At 68.6% G+C, this 14925-nt stretch carries 17 protein-coding genes and 1 riboswitch; of the genes, 13 read left to right on the top strand and 4 right to left on the bottom strand.

Annotated features, from left to right (window positions below):
• Window positions 1–6 precede the first annotated feature (6 nt).
• A complete protein-coding gene (locus tag ACN0TP_RS03495; protein WP_417216689.1) occupies window positions 7–585 on the top strand; it encodes a hypothetical protein in 579 nt (192 codons plus the stop codon).
• On the top strand, window positions 480–1103 hold the full coding sequence (locus tag ACN0TP_RS03490) for an RES family NAD+ phosphorylase (RefSeq protein ID WP_417216688.1): 624 nt from the start codon (window positions 480–482) through the stop codon (window positions 1101–1103). Before ACN0TP_RS03495 ends, ACN0TP_RS03490 begins: the two co-directional genes overlap by 106 nt.
• Before the next feature lie 43 nt (window positions 1104–1146).
• Here ACN0TP_RS03490 and ACN0TP_RS03485 read toward each other — a convergent pair whose 3' ends face one another.
• On the bottom strand, window positions 1147–1746 hold the full coding sequence (locus tag ACN0TP_RS03485; RefSeq protein ID WP_417216685.1) for a class I SAM-dependent methyltransferase: 600 nt from the start codon (window positions 1744–1746) through the stop codon (window positions 1147–1149).
• 82 nt (window positions 1747–1828) lie between these two features.
• Between ACN0TP_RS03485 and ACN0TP_RS03480 the strand changes: the two genes are divergently transcribed.
• The 3 genes from ACN0TP_RS03480 (at window position 1829) to ACN0TP_RS03470 (ending at window position 4403) form a co-directional block, all read left to right on the top strand.
• Window positions 1829–2572, top strand: a complete 744-nt coding sequence (locus tag ACN0TP_RS03480; RefSeq protein WP_417216682.1) for a CPBP family intramembrane glutamic endopeptidase — start codon at window positions 1829–1831, stop codon at window positions 2570–2572.
• A 62-nt stretch (window positions 2573–2634) separates the two neighbouring features.
• Window positions 2635–3225: a TetR-like C-terminal domain-containing protein gene (locus ACN0TP_RS03475; protein ID WP_417216680.1), complete on the top strand. Its 591-nt coding sequence runs from the start codon at window positions 2635–2637 to the stop codon at window positions 3223–3225.
• On the top strand, window positions 3222–4403 hold the full coding sequence (locus ACN0TP_RS03470) for an SGNH/GDSL hydrolase family protein (protein WP_417216678.1): 1182 nt from the start codon (window positions 3222–3224) through the stop codon (window positions 4401–4403). The genes ACN0TP_RS03475 and ACN0TP_RS03470 overlap by 4 nt, the downstream gene beginning before the upstream one ends.
• A gap of 55 nt (window positions 4404–4458) precedes the next feature.
• Here ACN0TP_RS03470 and ACN0TP_RS03465 read toward each other — a convergent pair whose 3' ends face one another.
• Window positions 4459–5103 carry a VOC family protein gene (locus ACN0TP_RS03465; protein ID WP_417216675.1) on the bottom strand — a complete coding sequence of 215 codons (645 nt, stop codon included), beginning with the start codon at window positions 5101–5103 and terminating at the stop codon, window positions 4459–4461.
• 161 nt (window positions 5104–5264) lie between these two features.
• Window positions 5265–5381: riboswitch (SAM riboswitch) on the top strand.
• Between the two features lie 66 nt (window positions 5382–5447).
• Here ACN0TP_RS03465 and ACN0TP_RS03460 point away from each other — a divergent pair.
• The gene (locus ACN0TP_RS03460; RefSeq protein WP_417216672.1) at window positions 5448–6803 is read left to right on the top strand and encodes a bifunctional o-acetylhomoserine/o-acetylserine sulfhydrylase; all 1356 of its coding nucleotides are present in this window, start codon (window positions 5448–5450) and stop codon (window positions 6801–6803) included.
• Window positions 6804–6820: 17 nt separating this feature from the next.
• Window positions 6821–7945 carry a homoserine O-acetyltransferase MetX gene (metX, locus tag ACN0TP_RS03455; protein ID WP_417216670.1) on the top strand — a complete coding sequence of 375 codons (1125 nt, stop codon included), beginning with the start codon at window positions 6821–6823 and terminating at the stop codon, window positions 7943–7945.
• A gap of 15 nt (window positions 7946–7960) precedes the next feature.
• On the opposite strand, the gene ACN0TP_RS03450 is transcribed toward metX, so the two are convergent.
• The gene (locus tag ACN0TP_RS03450; protein WP_417216669.1) at window positions 7961–8848 is read right to left on the bottom strand and encodes an SGNH/GDSL hydrolase family protein; all 888 of its coding nucleotides are present in this window, start codon (window positions 8846–8848) and stop codon (window positions 7961–7963) included.
• Between the two features lie 67 nt (window positions 8849–8915).
• Between ACN0TP_RS03450 and ACN0TP_RS03445 the strand changes: the two genes are divergently transcribed.
• The 3 genes from ACN0TP_RS03445 to ACN0TP_RS03435 all read left to right on the top strand — a co-directional run bounded on the left by ACN0TP_RS03445 (window position 8916) and on the right by ACN0TP_RS03435 (window position 11062).
• Complete coding sequence (locus ACN0TP_RS03445) at window positions 8916–9563, top strand: alpha/beta hydrolase (protein WP_417216666.1); 648 nt, start codon at window positions 8916–8918, stop codon at window positions 9561–9563.
• A gap of 123 nt (window positions 9564–9686) precedes the next feature.
• Window positions 9687–10718 (top strand): hypothetical protein, encoded by a 1032-nt coding sequence (locus ACN0TP_RS03440; RefSeq protein WP_417216664.1) that lies wholly within the window; start codon window positions 9687–9689, stop codon window positions 10716–10718.
• Window positions 10715–11062 carry a GntR family transcriptional regulator gene (locus ACN0TP_RS03435; protein WP_417216661.1) on the top strand — a complete coding sequence of 116 codons (348 nt, stop codon included), beginning with the start codon at window positions 10715–10717 and terminating at the stop codon, window positions 11060–11062. The genes ACN0TP_RS03440 and ACN0TP_RS03435 overlap by 4 nt, the downstream gene beginning before the upstream one ends.
• Before the next feature lie 14 nt (window positions 11063–11076).
• Here ACN0TP_RS03435 and ACN0TP_RS03430 read toward each other — a convergent pair whose 3' ends face one another.
• A complete protein-coding gene (locus ACN0TP_RS03430; RefSeq protein ID WP_417216658.1) occupies window positions 11077–11304 on the bottom strand; it encodes an RNA-binding S4 domain-containing protein in 228 nt (75 codons plus the stop codon).
• A gap of 58 nt (window positions 11305–11362) precedes the next feature.
• Here ACN0TP_RS03430 and ACN0TP_RS03425 point away from each other — a divergent pair, with 58 nt between their 5' ends.
• The 3 genes from ACN0TP_RS03425 (at window position 11363) to ACN0TP_RS03415 (ending at window position 14835) form a co-directional block, all read left to right on the top strand.
• A complete protein-coding gene (locus ACN0TP_RS03425) occupies window positions 11363–12361 on the top strand; it encodes a DMT family transporter (RefSeq protein WP_417216655.1) in 999 nt (332 codons plus the stop codon).
• 103 nt (window positions 12362–12464) lie between these two features.
• A complete protein-coding gene (locus tag ACN0TP_RS03420; RefSeq protein WP_417216653.1) occupies window positions 12465–13850 on the top strand; it encodes a glycine--tRNA ligase in 1386 nt (461 codons plus the stop codon).
• Window positions 13851–13923: 73 nt separating this feature from the next.
• Window positions 13924–14835, top strand: a complete 912-nt coding sequence (locus ACN0TP_RS03415; RefSeq protein WP_417216650.1) for a GNAT family N-acetyltransferase — start codon at window positions 13924–13926, stop codon at window positions 14833–14835.
• Window positions 14836–14925 lie beyond the last annotated feature (90 nt).

Genomic DNA, 14925 nt, shown 5'->3' with positions numbered 1-14925 from the left:
GTCATCATGGCCGCGATCAACATGGAGCGGAGCATCGCGGCGCTCGGGCCTGCGCTGTCAGAGGTCGACGTGGACACCTCGCCCCAGCTCGCCAGAAGCCTGCAGGCCACCGAGAACGCTTGGCGCGACATGGAGGCGGAATTTGGCTTGCTGACCAGCGTTGAAGTCTCGCGGGCGGTCGGTTCACGGTCGCCGAATCGTAGCTATGCCTCGGACCAACGTGGAGCCGGAAGGCTGCTTGCCGTCAAGCGGCCCGGGGGATACAAATATCCAGGTTTTCAGATCGACCGGCGCGAGCAGGCAATTCGCCCCGTGATGCACGAGCTGATCGCACTCGCGACCGAAGCAGACCGCTCGGAGTCCGGACTCGCGCTGTGGATGATCTCTCCCACTGGCTATCTGGACGGACTTCGGCCCGTGGACCTGCTCGACGAGCCCGATCACGTGGTGGAAGCGGCACGGCAGTCGTTCAACGTCCAATGGCGAGGCGGACGCCCCCAGTCCCCTTCGAGCCGCAGGACTGGATCCTCGAGGCCAAGACCGAGCTCTTCCGGGTCGTGGAGAACCGTCCGGGCCGATCCGTGACGAGCTTCAACCCGGGGATCTGTGGACCAACGCGATTCGCATTTTTTGGAAGCCCCGCCGTTCCCGTCCTCTATGCCGCCCAGTCGGAGGAGGCAGCGGTGTGCGAAACCATCCTCCACGACGTGCCACCGGGGCCGGGGACGGTGCTGTATGACAACGTCAAGGGTCGCGTTTGCACCCAGCTGGCCCCGACCCGCGACGTGAGGTTGGCCGCCTTCATGGGCGACGGCCTTCGGACGTTGGGGACGGAGGCGAAATATGTGACGGCAACGATGGCCTCGCAGTATCCGAGAACGGTCCTCTGGTCGCAAGCTGCGCACGAGGCCGGCTACGACGGCGTGGTCTGGATGAGCCATCGTCGTGACACCGATCGTGCCTACGTCTTCTTTGGCGACCGCGTTGCCCCGACGGACATGGTCCAGGTGCCGGGTCTCGCCCACCCTTTTGCCGCGGGGCCAGGCTTCGACTGGCTGGCCGACTACCTGGCCAGCCTCAAGCTCGAGATCCTCATGACCTGAGAGGACCAGGTCCGGAGCGCACCTGCCGGGAAAGGGCCGGGTGTCAGCGGCGAACGGCGGACATCGACGCGTGGGGCCGGGATCCCTCATCTTGGCGGGTCTCGACGTCGAGGACCTCGAATCCGGCGTCGTCGAGCAGGCGGGAGAACCGATCGATGGAACAATAATGGGCGGGAGTGATGGCATGATCGAGCGTCTGGCCGTGCGGGCCCTCGAAGAATCCCACGAGCAGCTGGCCTCCTGGTGCGAAGGCGCGGGTGAACCCGGCCAGGACGTGGGGCAGCTCCGCCGGCCGGAGATGGATCAGCGAATACCAGGCCAGCACGGCTCCGAGACTGTGGTCCGGAACGTCCAGATTGCCCAGTGATGCGACGTTGAACCGGATCCCGGGGAACCGGACACGTGCCTGATCCACGAACGCCGGCACGAGGTCGATCCCGGACACGTCGACACCACGTCTGTGGAGGAAGTCGGTCCATTGCCCGGGACCGCATCCAGCATCGAGGACGTGGCCGTCGATGCCGTCCGCCCACTGCCCGATGCGCTGCCGGTCGAGTTCATGCAGGTCCCCGACCGATCCCAGGAGCGCGGTGTATTCGGCGGCGCGCTCGGAGTAGGCCCGCCGCACGACGTCGTCGATCATGATGCCATCATAGGAGCAGGGGTGAGCCGGGACCGCGAGCCGGGCACCGCCGTCGTGCAGTGTCCTGCCATAGGATGCACCCATGCGCAGCAAGAGCCTCTGGCCGGAAATCCTGATCGTCCTGGGGCTCTCACTGGGGCAGTCGGCCATCTACGCGATCGTCTCGCTCGCCGACAAGCTGACCCGCGGACCGCTGTCGGGGCAGACGACCACGATGAACAACGCGCTGAGCGACCGGCAGTTCTTCGACCTCACCTACCAGCTGCTGGACATCGTGTTCTCGCTGGTGCCCGTGCTGCTGGTGTTCTTCCTGTTCCACCTGGCCGGGCGGAACGGATTCCGTGCCCTGGGCTTCGACCTGCGCCGGCCCGGGCGCGACGGCTGGCAGGGAGTGGGTTTGTTCCTGGTCATCGGGATCGGGACCCTGGGCGTCTACTGGCTGGGCAGGACGCTGGGGGTGACCACGGCGATCGTCCCCGAGGCCATGTCGCCGTACTGGTGGACCATCCCGGTGCTTCTGTTCTCCGCGATCCGCCACGGGATCCTCGAGGAGACGATCGTCGTCGGCTACCTCTTCGACCGGCTGCGTGCGCTGGGCTGGGGGATGTGGCCGATCATCCTCACCAGTGCGGTGCTGCGTGGCAGCTACCACCTCTACCAGGGGTTCGGTCCGTTTGTGGGCAACGCGATCATGGGGGTCATTTTCGGCTGGGTCTACACCAAAACCGGGCGGGTGATGCCGCTGGTGATCGCCCACGCCCTGCTCGATACCGCGGGGTTCGTCGGATATTCGCTGATCGGCCCGGCGATTGGGTTGGGGACGTAGGGAGCCGTCCCCGCATTGCCTACGGCTTGTAGGCTCATACCTACAACCTGTAGGCTTGGCGCATGGAACGTTCCCCGCTGACCCGCGCCTCCCTCGTGGCCGCCGCCGCCGACCTGGCCGACCGCGAGGGTTTCGACGTCGTCACCATCTCCGCCGTGGCCCGCCAGGTCGGCGTCAAGCCCGCCAGCATCTACTCACACCTGAAGGACCTCGCAGCACTGCTCGACGGCGTCCACGAACTAGCTCTGGATGAATTGGCGGACCTCATCGCCGGTGGCATCGCGGGGCGGTCGGGACGGGACGCGTTGGCTGCCCTGGGACAGGCCCACCGCGACTACGCACGGGGGCATCCCGGGCGCTGGTCCGCCATGCAGCGGCCCGCCGGCCCCGCGGTGGCCGGATCCGCCGCCGCGGCGCGGATCGTCGAGTACATCTGGGCCGTCCTGCGTGGCTATGAGCTGCCAGCCAACGAACTGGTGCATGCCACCCGGTTCGTCGGCGCCACCCTCAACGGCTACCTGGCGCTGGAGAAGGCCGGCTCCTACGACCACCGCAGCGATCCCACCGATACGTCCTGGCAGCGCACCCTGGCCGCCCTGGACCGCGCACTACAGACCTGGGCCACCGCCCTCGAAGGAGAAGCACCAGCATGATCGACACGCCCTTCACCCCGGACATCGTCCGGGGCGCCGCCGAACTCGAGCAGACGCCCCGCGGTGTGCGGATCCACCGGCTCCCCTCCTGGGCGCGCCGGCAATTTCCCGACCCCCAGTTGCTGGACCGCGAGGCCCAGCCCTCCGGCGTGCGCGTGGCGGTGCGGACCACCGCGACGCGGATCGAGTTGGTGACCCATCCGTCGCACACGAGCTTCCGCGGCACCGAACGCCCGCGTGGGCGCATCGACGTCTTCGTTGACGGAGAACTACGGCTCGAGGACGAACTGACCGGCGGGGACGCCACGGTGATCGACCCGGCAAACGGCTCGGTGCAACAGATCTCCGGGCCGGCGCAGTCCACCGTCGTGGACGGGTTGCCCGCGACCTCGAAAACCGTCGAGTTCTTCCTGCCCCACAACGAGGGACTGGAGCTGGTGGGCCTGTCCTCCGACGCTCCGCTGCACCCGGTGGAATCGGCGAAGCCGCGCTGGGTCCACCATGGCAGCTCCATCAGCCAGGGCTCGAACGCCGCATCGCCGAGTGCCATCTGGCCGGCCCTGGCCGCCCGGCGGGGAGGCGTCGAGCTGCGCAACCTCGGCTTCGGGGGCAGCTGCTTCATCGATCCGTTCGTGGCCCGGGTGATCCGCGATGAACCGGCGGAGTGCATCAGCCTGAAATTCGGCATCAACACAGTGAACCTGGACGCGATGCGCGTGCGCACCCTGGTCCCGGCGATCCACGGTTTCCTGGACACCATCCGCGACGGGCACCCCACGACCCCGCTGCTGGTTATCTCGCCGATCTTCTGCGGCATCCACGAGGACACCGCAGGCCCCGGGGGCATCGATCCCGCCAGCGTGGGCACTGACCAGATGAAGTTCACCGCCACCGGCACTCCCGGCGACGAGGCGCTGGGACGGCTGACCCTGCAGGTCATCCGCCGTGAAATGCGCTCGCTGATGGAGCGCCGTTCCGAGGATGCCCAGCTGTTCTTCCTGGACGGGCTGGAACTCTATGGGGAGGCCGACGCCGCCGCCGCGCCGCTGCCCGACAACCTGCACCCGGATACCGCCACCCACCGGCTCATCGGCGAACGGTTCGCCGACCATGTCTTCGCGGCCTCCGGACCGTTCGGCGCAGTGGCCCGCCCGAGCCAGGTGGCACCCGGGCAATGACAACGACGGCGGCCCGCGGGCCGCCGTCGTGCATTAAACCAGTTTCCGTAACGGATCAGAGGGTGATGGTGCCCTGCGGGGTCTCGAAGGTCACCGACATGATGCCCGGGGTGCCGTTGGGGGCCTCCCACTCGACGTCGACATCCTCCAGCGGCGACGATGCGGGGGTGCCCAGCCACTCGCGGACGCGCTCGACCGAGCCGGCGATGGTGATGCCGGAGATGCGGCTGGTGGGCTCCAGGGCCTTGGAGGGGTGCAGGTGCTCGGTGCCGTCATCCCAGCGCAGCATGTAGGGCACCTGCGGGTCGGCGATCAGGCCCTTGATGCCGATCTGCTGCCAGGTCAGCTCCTGGCCGTCGGGGAACTTGCGGTTGCCCGGAACGGAGGAGCGGCCCAGGCGTTCCTCGAACGGTGCCAGGTCGTCGACGCAGACGCACCAGCCCATCCAGCCGCCGCCCATCTCGGAGCGGGCGCGCACCGCCTGCCCGAACGGCGCCTTGTCGGAGGCCGGGTGGTCCAGGACCTCCACGACTTCCAGGTATTGGGTGTTCTGCAACGGGAAAATGACGTTCCTGGTCCCGAAGCGGGGATGGATGCCGCCCTTGACGGACTCGATCCCCAGGGTCTTGGCTACACGGGCGGCCGTGGCGGCCAGCCCGTCTGGTCCGCATGCGTATGAAACGTGATCCAACCTCATCATGCGTTCATGATGGCACTTTGTGAGGTGTGTCTCGACTTAGGGTGGCCTAAGTCATGGGGTGTGCGTATTTTTCCCCGGGAGGGGCGGCGATTGTTGCGCACCACGTCATATTGGGGGGTCATGGGTTGCGGGGCACCGGGGGATCTAGAACACTGGACGCAGGTCATGAGTGCCAGCGTGAAACCCCGGTTTGCTGGCCGGCAACCCTCCACTCGCGGTGGGGTGCCCCGGGTGAAGACCTGGTCCGCCTCCACCTGGAGAACGGGCAAGCGCGGGTCACCTCCCGGCACCCCCCCGGGGGTGCCGTGGCACAGGGGCCCCTGAGTAGTAGAAGGGGACGACACATGTCCGCATCATGGTCTTTTGAAACCCGCCAGGTCCACGCAGGCCAGACCCCCGATCCGGCCACCGGGGCCCGGGCGCTGCCGATCTACCAGTCGACGTCGTTCGTCTTCCCGAGCGCCGAGAGCGCCGCCGCACGGTTCGCCCTGCAGGAACTCGAGCCGATCTACACGCGCATCGGCAACCCGACGCAGGAAGCGGTGGAGAACCGCATCGCGGACCTCGAGGGCGGTGTGGGCGCGCTGCTGCTGGCCTCCGGACAGGCGGCCACCGCGTTCTCCCTCCTCAACGTCGCGGGGGCCGGGGACCACATCGTGGCCAGCCCGAGCCTCTACGGGGGAACGCAGAACCTGCTCAAGCACACCCTGGGCCGGTTGGGCATCGAGGTCACCTTCGTGGCCGACCCCGACGACCTCGCCGCCTGGAGCGATGCAGTGCAGCCCAACACGAAGGCCCTCTTCGGCGAGGTGGTCTCCAACCCCCGCCAGGACGTGCTGGACATCGAGGGCGTCAGCGAGGTGGCCCACGCCGCCGGCGTGCCGCTGATCGTGGACAACACGCTGGCCACCCCGTACCTGATCCGCCCCATCGAGTGGGGTGCCGACATCGTGGTGCACTCGGCCACCAAGTACCTGGGTGGGCACGGAACGGCAGTCGCCGGGGTCATCGTGGACTCGGGGAAGTTCGACTTTGCCCGGGATGCCGAAAAATTCCCCGGTTTCAACACCCCCGACGAGTCCTACAACGGGCTGGTCTTCGCCCGCGACCTGGGTGTCATGGGGGCGTTGGGCGCGAACCTGGCGTTCATCCTCAAGGCGCGCGTGCAGCTGCTGCGCGACCTGGGATCCGCCGTCGCCCCCTTCAACGCATTCCTCATCGCGCAGGGCCTGGAGACCCTCAGCCTGCGGATGGAGCGCCACGTGGAGAACGCGCAGAAGGTCGCCGAATGGCTCGAGGCCCACGCCCAGGTCGAATCCGTCGCCTTCGCGGGGCTGGCTTCCAGCCGCTGGCATGACCGCGGCCGCAAGTACGGCCCCCGCGGCGTCGGAGCCGTGCTGGCCTTCGAGATCGCCGGCGGCGAGGCCGCCGGGCGGGCCTTCGTCGACGGGCTGGAACTGCACTCCAATGTCGCGAACATCGGCGACGTCCGCTCCCTGGTCATCCACCCGGCCTCCACCACGCACTCCCAGCTCAGCGAGGCCGAGCAGGTCGCCGCCGGCGTGAGTCCGGGGCTGGTCCGCCTCTCGGTGGGCATCGAGCACATCGACGACATCATCGCCGACCTGGAACTGGGCTTCGCGGCGGCTGGATCCGCGCCGGTTCAGACCCGCGCCGCGGAACCCGAGGCCGCCCGGTGACCCAGGAGGTTCCCGGCGTGACGGAACAGGTCCGCACCGGCAGCACGCCGGTCATCCGCGACGGCATCCTCAAATGCGTCCCGATCGGCGGCTACCGGTTCGAGACCGGTGGCTGGCTGCCCGAGGTGATGATGGGGTACGAGACCTGGGGGACCCTGAACGCGGAGGCCAGCAACGCCGTCCTGCTGCTCCACGCGTTGACCGGCGACACCCACGTCTCCCGCGGTGACAGCCGCGAAGACGGCTGGTGGGACGGCTTCGTGGGCCCCGGCAAGACCATCGACACCGACCGGTTCTTCGTCGTCGCCCCCAACATGGTCGGCGGATGCTACGGCTCCACGGGCCCGGCCAGCCCAAACCCCGACGGACGCCCATGGGGTTCGCGCTTTCCCTTCACCACGGTGCGCGATTCGGTGCGCACCGAGGCGCGGCTGGCGGATTTCCTGGGCATCACGCGCTGGCACGCAGCGGTGGGCGGATCCCTGGGCGGGGCGCGGGCGTTGGAATGGGCCATCGAATTCCCCGAGCGGGTGGCCCGCTGCGCGGTCATTGCCGCCACCGCGGTCGCCTCCGCCGAGCAGGTCGCCTTCGGCCAGATCCAGACCCAGGCCATCCGCCTGGATCCGGCGTTCCGCGGCGGCGACTACTACACCGAGGGGAGCGCACCGGTCGAGGGGCTGGGCATCGCCCGCCGGCTGGCCCACATCACCTACCGCTCCGAGCCCGAGCTGGAGATCCGCTTCGGGCATGAGGGACAGGGCGATGAGGACCCGTTCGGCAGTTCCGACGCGGTCCGCGGCCGCTACCAGGTCGAAAGCTACCTGGACCACCAGGCCGGAAAGCTGGTCGGGCGCTTCGACGCCAACTCCTACATCGTGCTCACCGAGGCACTCGTGGGGCACGACGTCGGACGCGGCCGGGGCGGGCTCGAGGCCGCCCTGGCCCGGGCCGGGTCCGTGGAGTTCTTCGTCGCAGCCGTCGACAGCGACCGGCTCTACGTCCCCGGGCAGTCAGAACGACTGGCGGCGGCACTGGCCGGAAACCCGCAGGTGCACTACATCCACTCACCCATCGGACACGATGGGTTCCTCACCGATATCGAGCAGCTGAACCAGGTGCTGCGGGCCGGGCTGTTCGCCTGACCCGGCGGGGACTGCCTACTCCGAGGCGTCCTGCGGGTCGCCGGCGCCGATGCTCTGGCTCCCCGGCGACGACGCAAACGGCTTGGCCTCCGGGCGCTTGGGGGTGATGCCGTCACCACTGGACTGGTGGCGCAGGCGCCGCAGCACCCACGGTGCCAGGTGCGTCCGCGCCCAGACCAGGTCCTCGCGGCGGGCGGTGCGCCAGGGCTTCGGGGTGGCCGGGAGCGCCTGAAGCGGCTTGAGGTTGTGCTCCACGTTCAGCGTGTCCAGGACCATCATCGCAATGGTGTGGTGGCCCAACGGCGAAAAGTGCAGCCGGTCCGGCGCCCACATGCGCGGCTGGTGCAACTCGCGCAGTGCCCACATGTCCGCGACGATGGCGTCATGGCGTGCCGCGACGGTGCGCAGGTTCTCGTTGTAGATGGCCACCCGGCCACGCATGGATCCCAACACCGGGGTCTCGCCGATGTCAGGACCGTTGAACATCAGCACCGTGGCGCCCGTGGCCGCCAGGCTGCCGATGAAGTCGTCCATGACCACTGCCAACGCGTCGGGGTCACCGCCCGGACGCAACACGTCATTGCCGCCGGCGCAGACGGTGATCAGGTCGGGCTTCAGGGCGATCGCCGGTTCAAGCTGTTCGGCCTGGATCTGCCGGACCAGCCGCCCCCGGATGGCCAGGTTGGCGTAGGCGAAGTCGTCGACGCCGTAGCTGAGTTGCTCGGCCACGCGGTCGGCCCAGCCGCGGTTTCCGCCGGGGCTCTGGGGATCCGGGTCGCCGATGCCCTCGGTGAAGGAGTCGCCCAACGACACCATGCGGCGCCAGGGATGGCGCTCCGCGGCCTCGGTGGAGGCGTTGGGGGATTCCTGCTGTTCTGCTGCCGTCGGCTCTGCGCTACTCACGGGTACATTGTTTCACCGGGCAACGAAGTTGACCACCCGGGGGCCGTCTCCGTGATTCAATGGCCGCATGACTGACACCCTGCCCCAGCCCGTTGTTGCCTGGTCACGTCCGGAAGCCGAGCGTGCCGGCACACCGCTGCTGGTGCTCTTCCACGGCTACCTCTCCCATGAGAAGGACCTGATCGGGCTGGCCCCGATGCTCCCCGCGGAGTTCACGCTGGCCTCGGTCCGGGCGCCGCATGCGATGGGGCCGGGCTACACCTGGTTCCCGCTGATGCATGAGCCCGACTACTCCACCGAGCGCGTGGTGAAGGCGGTCTCCGACGTGTGGGACTGGATCGATTCGGTCAAGGCACAGCACTCCTCCGTCACCGTCCTGGGGTTCTCGATGGGCATGGCCGTGGCCACCTCGGTCCTGCGCCATCGCCCCGAGGAGATTTCCGCCGTCGTCGGCTTGTCGGGATTCGCCATCCCCGCGCAGGGTGACGCGTTCTTCGACGACGAGGCCACCCGGGCCGCGAAGCGCCCCCTGTTCTGGGGCCGCGGCCAGGCCGACAACGTCATCACCGAGGACAAGATCGAGTCCACCCTTGACTGGGCCAGCGAGCATACCGAGCTGACCAAGATGCTCTACGCCGGCCTGGCGCACAGCGTCTCGGAGCCGGAGATGAAGCATGTCTCCGAGTTTCTGCGCCACCACGTGCTGGGCGGCTGAGGGGCCGGGGGAGCGCCGGGCAGTGAAATTCTTGTGCCAAACCGTTGACACAAGAAGGACGTCCTGTTTGTATTAGTCCACTGATACAAGCAGTTGGTGGCTGCCCATCTGAGGACGTGGATCATGAGCGGTGTGCTGGTGTTGTTGGTGGTCATCGTGGTGGCGGCGATCGTGGTGTTGCGCGCGGTGCACCTGGTTCGACGCCGCGCCGTGCTTCCCGGCCGGCTCCTGCCGCCGCCGGGCTCGCCGTCGTCGATGGAGGCCGCCGCGCTGCTCGCCGCCCTGCGTCGTCGCGGTGGTGCCGCCGTCATCGCGGTGGCAGCGGTGGTGCTGCTCTGCCTGGCCGTGCAGGCCGTGTGGCCGTCGGGTGGGGGACTGCCCATCGTCCTGGCGCCCGCACTGGCCCTGCTGGTCCTGACCGGCACCCATGCCGTGTGGCCCCTGCCGGACGAGCCGGCGCCCAGCGCATCCACGAGGACCCATGCGGACATCACCACACGGCGCGCCGGCGGCTTCGGCCCGTCCTGGGGCTACTCGCTCCCGGCCCTGCTGATGGCCGCGACCCTGGCCTCGGTCATCGTCGCCGGACTGGTGGCCACCCCGGATGAAGCGGGCAGGTCACGCGAATACGGCTATGCCATCGCCGCGTCCGCGCTACCGGGCGAGGTCGGACCCGCCAGCGGGACAACAGGTCCCTTCCCCGGGTGGTACTACGGGATTCCCGTCATCGTGGTCCTGCTGGTTTCTGCCCTGCTGCTGGGCTGGGCACTGCACCGCAACGCCCGGCGCCCGCGGCTGAGGGGCGCCGGCCTGGTGGCGTTCGATGACGCGGTGCGCACCTGCGTCGGCTTCGCGCTCTCGGCGGGAGCCGGCACACTGCTGGCACTGCAACTGGCCCTGCTGGGGCTGATGGCCGGACCGGCGCTGCTCAACGCCGCCCGGAACATCCCGGGGGCTGCCGTGTCGGAGGGCGGGGGCATGGCCGGTGCGGATGTGCCCACGCTCTGGGCCGGAGTGGCAGTGCTCGTCCTCGCCCTGGTCCTGCTGGGGGTCGTGGCCGTCCTGGGCGCCACGTTCATGTCCTGGATCCTGGGCCAGCGGCGGCCACCTGCGGGGCAGCCCGGACGCCTCCAGCCGGGAGGAGCCCAGCGGTGATCACCGTCGATGCGGACGACCCCTCGGGCCCTTCCGAACAAATCAGGGTGCAGTTCACGGCATTGATCCGTTCCGGCGTGCTGCCGGCGGAAGCGAAACTGCCGCCGGTCCGCCAGCTGGCCGGGGATTTGCGCCTGGCCCCGGGAACTGTGGCGAAGGCCTACCGCGAACTCGAGGCCCAGGGACTGGTGGTCACCGGCCGGGCGGCCGGCACCCGCGTGGCCGGCGGACAGGCACTGCCCGCCTCGATCCTCAGGCAATCACGGGACTTCGCGCACGCTGCCCGCGCTGCCGGTTTGGGAGTCGCCGAGGCACAGGGGTTGGTGGCGCTGGGGTGGGGCTGACCCGGGGGAGCGGCCTACTCGGCGGCGACGACCACTGACTCCCCGGCCAACGTGACCACGTCGCCGACGTGGAGCTGCTTGCCGCGACGGGACTCGATCTCGCCGTTGACCTTGACCATGCCGTTCTCGATGAGCTCCTTGGCGTGGAAGCCGTCCTCGGCCAGGCCCGCCAATTTCAGCAGCTGGCCCAAGCGGATCGAATCGTCGCGGATGCTGATGGGTTCGGGCTGCGCAGAAGTCATGGCTCCATCTTCCTTCACGATGTGCCGACCCGCCAACGCGCGGCTAGCATGACCTGCGATGAACTCTGTATCTTCGCGCGCGGACACCACCCGCCACCTTCCCCTGTGGGCCGGACTGGCCCTGGCGATCGTGGGCGGGTTGATGATGCCCATCCAGGGCCGGATCAACGGTGCCCTGTCCGAACAGATGGGCGATGGCAACGCCGCAGCCGCCATCAGCTTCGCCGGCGGGACCGTGGTGATGATCCTGGTCTCGCTGATGCTGCCGCGCGGCCGGGCCGGACTCATCGCCATGCGCCGGGCCGTGACCGGGCGCGAGTTCCCGCGCTGGTACCTGCTGGCCGGCCTCAGCGGCGGCTACATCGTCTTCGGGCAAAGCCACGCGGTGCCGCTGATCGGCGTGGCGTTGTTCACGGTGGCCATCGTGACCGGGCAGACCATCAGCGGCCTGATGGTCGACCGGGTCGGCTTCGGTCCGGGCGGCAAACGCTATGTCACCGCCCGGCGCATGGCAGGTGCCGTGTTGATGATCATCGCGGTGCTCTGGGCGGTGTCGCCGCGCCTGGAGACCTCGGCCGGTGGACTCGTGTGGCTGATCCCGATTCTCATGCCCTTCAGCGCCGGCCTGTTCATGGGGTTCCAACAGGCCATGAACGGCACGCAGACCGCTGCCTATGGCACCCCGATCACCGCCACCCTGGTCAATTTCCTGACCGGTGGGACTGCGTTGTTCATCCTCTGGGGCCTCACGTCCCTGGCCGCGCCGCACCACCTGGAGTTCCCCTCCACGTGGTGGCTCTACACCGGTGGCGTCTTCGGGTGCGTCTTCATCGCCATCGGCGCCCTGCTGGTGAAATCCCTGGGCGTGCTGGTCTCCGGGTTGTGCATGATCGCCGGACAGCTGATCGGCTCGCTGGCCATCGACATCATCCTGCCCGCACCCGGCACGGTGGTGGCGCTGGCCACCGTCCTGGGCACCGTGTTGACCCTCGTCGCCGTCGTCCTGGCCAGCATTCCCACCGGACACCGCCCCCGGGTGCGCCCGCCGCGGCCCTAGCCCAGATTGCCCGGCGACCTCGGGCTCGCGTTAGGCTTGACCGGTATCCCTGCCCCGTTACGGACCGCAACCAGCGGCCTCGTGAACCATTGGAGTTAATTTCATGGCGCCCCAGTCCAAGCTCGACCAGGTCATCTCCCTCGCCAAACGGCGCGGCTTCGTCTTCCAGGCCGGTGAGATCTACGGCGGGTCACGCTCGGCATGGGACTACGGACCCCTCGGGGCGGAACTGAAGGACAACATCAAGCGCGAGTGGTGGCAGAACTTCGTGCGCGGCCGCGAGGACATGGTCGGCCTGGACTCCTCGATCATCCTGCCCAAGCAGGTCTGGGAGGCCTCCGGGCACGTCGCCACGTTCACCGACCCGCTGGTCGAATGCACCCAGTGCCACAAGCGCCACCGGCAGGACCACCTCATCGAGGCCTTCACCGAGAAGAAGAAGCGCGAGCCGCAGGACGGCATGTCGGAGATCGTCTGCCCCGACTGCGGCACCAAGGGCGGCTGGACCGAACCCCAGCTCTTCTCCGGCCTGATCAAGACCTACCTGGGCCCGGTCGACAACGAGTCCGGCCTGGCCTACCTGCGCCCCGAAACCGCGCAGGGCATCTTCGTGAACTTCAACAACGTGCTCACCGTCTCGCGCAAGAAGCCGCCGTTCGGCATCGGCCAGATCGGCAAGGCCTTCCGCAACGAGATCACCCCCGGCAACTTCATCTTCCGCACCCGCGAGTTCGAGCAGATGGAGATCGAGTACTTCACCGCCCCCGAGGACGCGCCGCAGTACTTCCAGGAGTGGGTCGACTCCTGCTGGGCCTGGTTCCTCGACCTGGGCATCAACCCGGAGAACATGCGCCAGTTCGACGTCCCCGAGGACGAGCGCGCCCACTACTCGGCAGGCACCATCGACTTCGAATACCGCTTCGGGTTCAAGGGCTCCGAATGGGGCGAGCTGATGGGCGTGGCCAACCGCACCGACTATGACCTCGGGTCCCACTCCAAGGGCTCCGGTACCGAACTGAGCTACTTCAACCAGGCCACCGGCGAACGGTTCACCCCCTACGTCATCGAACCCTCCTTCGGCCTGACCCGCTCGATGATGGCCTTCCTGGTCGACGCCTACACCGAGGACGAGGCACCCAACGCCAAGGGCGGCGTCGACAAGCGCACCGTGTTGAAGCTGGATCCGCGCCTGGCCCCGGTGAAGGCAGCCGTGCTGCCGCTGAGCCGCAACGAGGAGCTCTCGCCCAAGGCGAAGGCCCTGGCCGCCGAGCTGCGCAAGCACTGGAACATCGACTTCGACGACGCCGGCGCCATCGGCCGCCGCTACCGCCGCCAGGATGAGATCGGCACCCCGTTCTGCATCACCGTGGACTTCGACACGCTCGAGGACCAGGCGGTGACCATCCGTGAACGCGACACCATGAGCCAGGAGCGCGTCGCCCTGGACCAGGTGAAGTCCTACCTGGCCGGGCGACTGCTCGGAGCCTGAGTCCTTCACGGGCCGGCTGCCACCCGGCGGCCGGCCCGTCCGTCTTTTCCCCATCAACCGCATCAGGAGCAACATGAGCAACCTCACCTACCGGCCGTGGCAAGAAGGCGATGACCTGGCGCTGCTGCAGATCCTCGGGGATCCCTCCACGCCCCAGGCCCACATCGACCGGACCATGCTGCGTGCCGACAGCGACGACCCGTGGGCGCGCACGCTGGTCGCCGTCGACGACGGGGTTCCGGTAGGTGCCGGCACGCTCTTCGAATCCTCCCTGCACCCCGAGCGGCTGTGGCTCTTCGTCGAGGTCGCCCCGGCCCTGCGCCGGCAGGGTGTGGCCACCGAGTTGCTGCGCCGCCTGCGCGAATTCCCGGCACCGTCAGGCGTCACCGCGCTGAAGTCCCGCTACACCGTGGAGGGCTCCGAGGGCGAGGCCGCCGCCGCCTTCACCGCCTCGCTGGGCCAGGAACAGATCATGCGCTCGCGCGGCATCGTCGTGGAGCCGGGTGCGCTGAAGCTGCCCGTGTTCGACGAGGACGGGTTGACGTTGGAGGAGGCCGCCACCGGTTCCGTCGAACTCTCGCAGGTCGTCGCGGACTACTACAACGCGGTCCACGACTGGGACCGGGCCCAGATGACCCTGGGCCGCGCCCAGACGATGCTGCTCAACGACGCCACGGGGGCAAAGGGCGCGATCGTGCTGCGCGAGAAGCCCAAGGAGGCCGGCGGCAAGATCCTCTCCTTCGCGATCAGCTACGAGCCCGACCGCGTTGACGCCCCGGCCGACGTGCTCATGGGCTGGGATCCCACCCTCTCGGATTCCGAGGCGCGCGAAGCGGTCCGCGGCCTGCTGGCCATGCTGGCCCACCAGTACCCGGTCAAGCTCGAGGTCGACGACGCGATGGCCCCGCTCTCGGACCTGGTGGATGAGCTGATGGCCGCCGGCCAGGCCACCGTGGTCACCACCACGATCATCGTCGCGAACTGATCCCAGCGGTGGCCCTGCGCGGTCACCGGGTACAACGGCGGCGCCACCTGTGCGGGGAGCGCCGCCGTCCGCGTCTGGCCGGCTCTTTCC

Origin of the sequence: Arthrobacter sp. (assembly GCF_048266065.1) — a bacterium.
Classification (GTDB): domain Bacteria; phylum Actinomycetota; class Actinomycetes; order Actinomycetales; family Micrococcaceae; genus Arthrobacter_H.
Note: the sequence above shows the minus strand (reverse complement) of the source record. Positions and strands in the feature narration are given on the sequence as shown.

Excerpts from the sequence above, each read along its gene's own strand:
- ACN0TP_RS03485 (WP_417216685.1), bottom strand. The coding sequence starts at position 1,746 with ATGATCGACGACGTCGTGCGGCGGGCCTACTCCGAGCGCGCCGCCGAA.
- ACN0TP_RS03440 (WP_417216664.1), top strand. The coding sequence starts at position 9,687 with ATGAGCGGTGTGCTGGTGTTGTTGGTGGTCATCGTGGTGGCGGCGATC.
- ACN0TP_RS03415 (WP_417216650.1), top strand. The coding sequence starts at position 13,924 with ATGAGCAACCTCACCTACCGGCCGTGGCAAGAAGGCGATGACCTGGCG.
- ACN0TP_RS03470 (WP_417216678.1), top strand. The coding sequence starts at position 3,222 with ATGATCGACACGCCCTTCACCCCGGACATCGTCCGGGGCGCCGCCGAA.
- ACN0TP_RS03445 (WP_417216666.1), top strand. The coding sequence starts at position 8,916 with ATGACTGACACCCTGCCCCAGCCCGTTGTTGCCTGGTCACGTCCGGAA.
- ACN0TP_RS03420 (WP_417216653.1), top strand. The coding sequence starts at position 12,465 with ATGGCGCCCCAGTCCAAGCTCGACCAGGTCATCTCCCTCGCCAAACGG.
- ACN0TP_RS03475 (WP_417216680.1), top strand. The coding sequence starts at position 2,635 with ATGGAACGTTCCCCGCTGACCCGCGCCTCCCTCGTGGCCGCCGCCGCC.
- ACN0TP_RS03495 (WP_417216689.1), top strand. The coding sequence starts at position 7 with ATGGCCGCGATCAACATGGAGCGGAGCATCGCGGCGCTCGGGCCTGCG.
- ACN0TP_RS03430 (WP_417216658.1), bottom strand. The coding sequence starts at position 11,304 with ATGACTTCTGCGCAGCCCGAACCCATCAGCATCCGCGACGATTCGATC.
- ACN0TP_RS03490 (WP_417216688.1), top strand. The coding sequence starts at position 480 with ATGGCGAGGCGGACGCCCCCAGTCCCCTTCGAGCCGCAGGACTGGATC.
- ACN0TP_RS03465 (WP_417216675.1), bottom strand. The coding sequence starts at position 5,103 with ATGATGAGGTTGGATCACGTTTCATACGCATGCGGACCAGACGGGCTG.
- ACN0TP_RS03460 (WP_417216672.1), top strand. The coding sequence starts at position 5,448 with ATGTCCGCATCATGGTCTTTTGAAACCCGCCAGGTCCACGCAGGCCAG.
- ACN0TP_RS03480 (WP_417216682.1), top strand. The coding sequence starts at position 1,829 with ATGCGCAGCAAGAGCCTCTGGCCGGAAATCCTGATCGTCCTGGGGCTC.
- ACN0TP_RS03425 (WP_417216655.1), top strand. The coding sequence starts at position 11,363 with ATGAACTCTGTATCTTCGCGCGCGGACACCACCCGCCACCTTCCCCTG.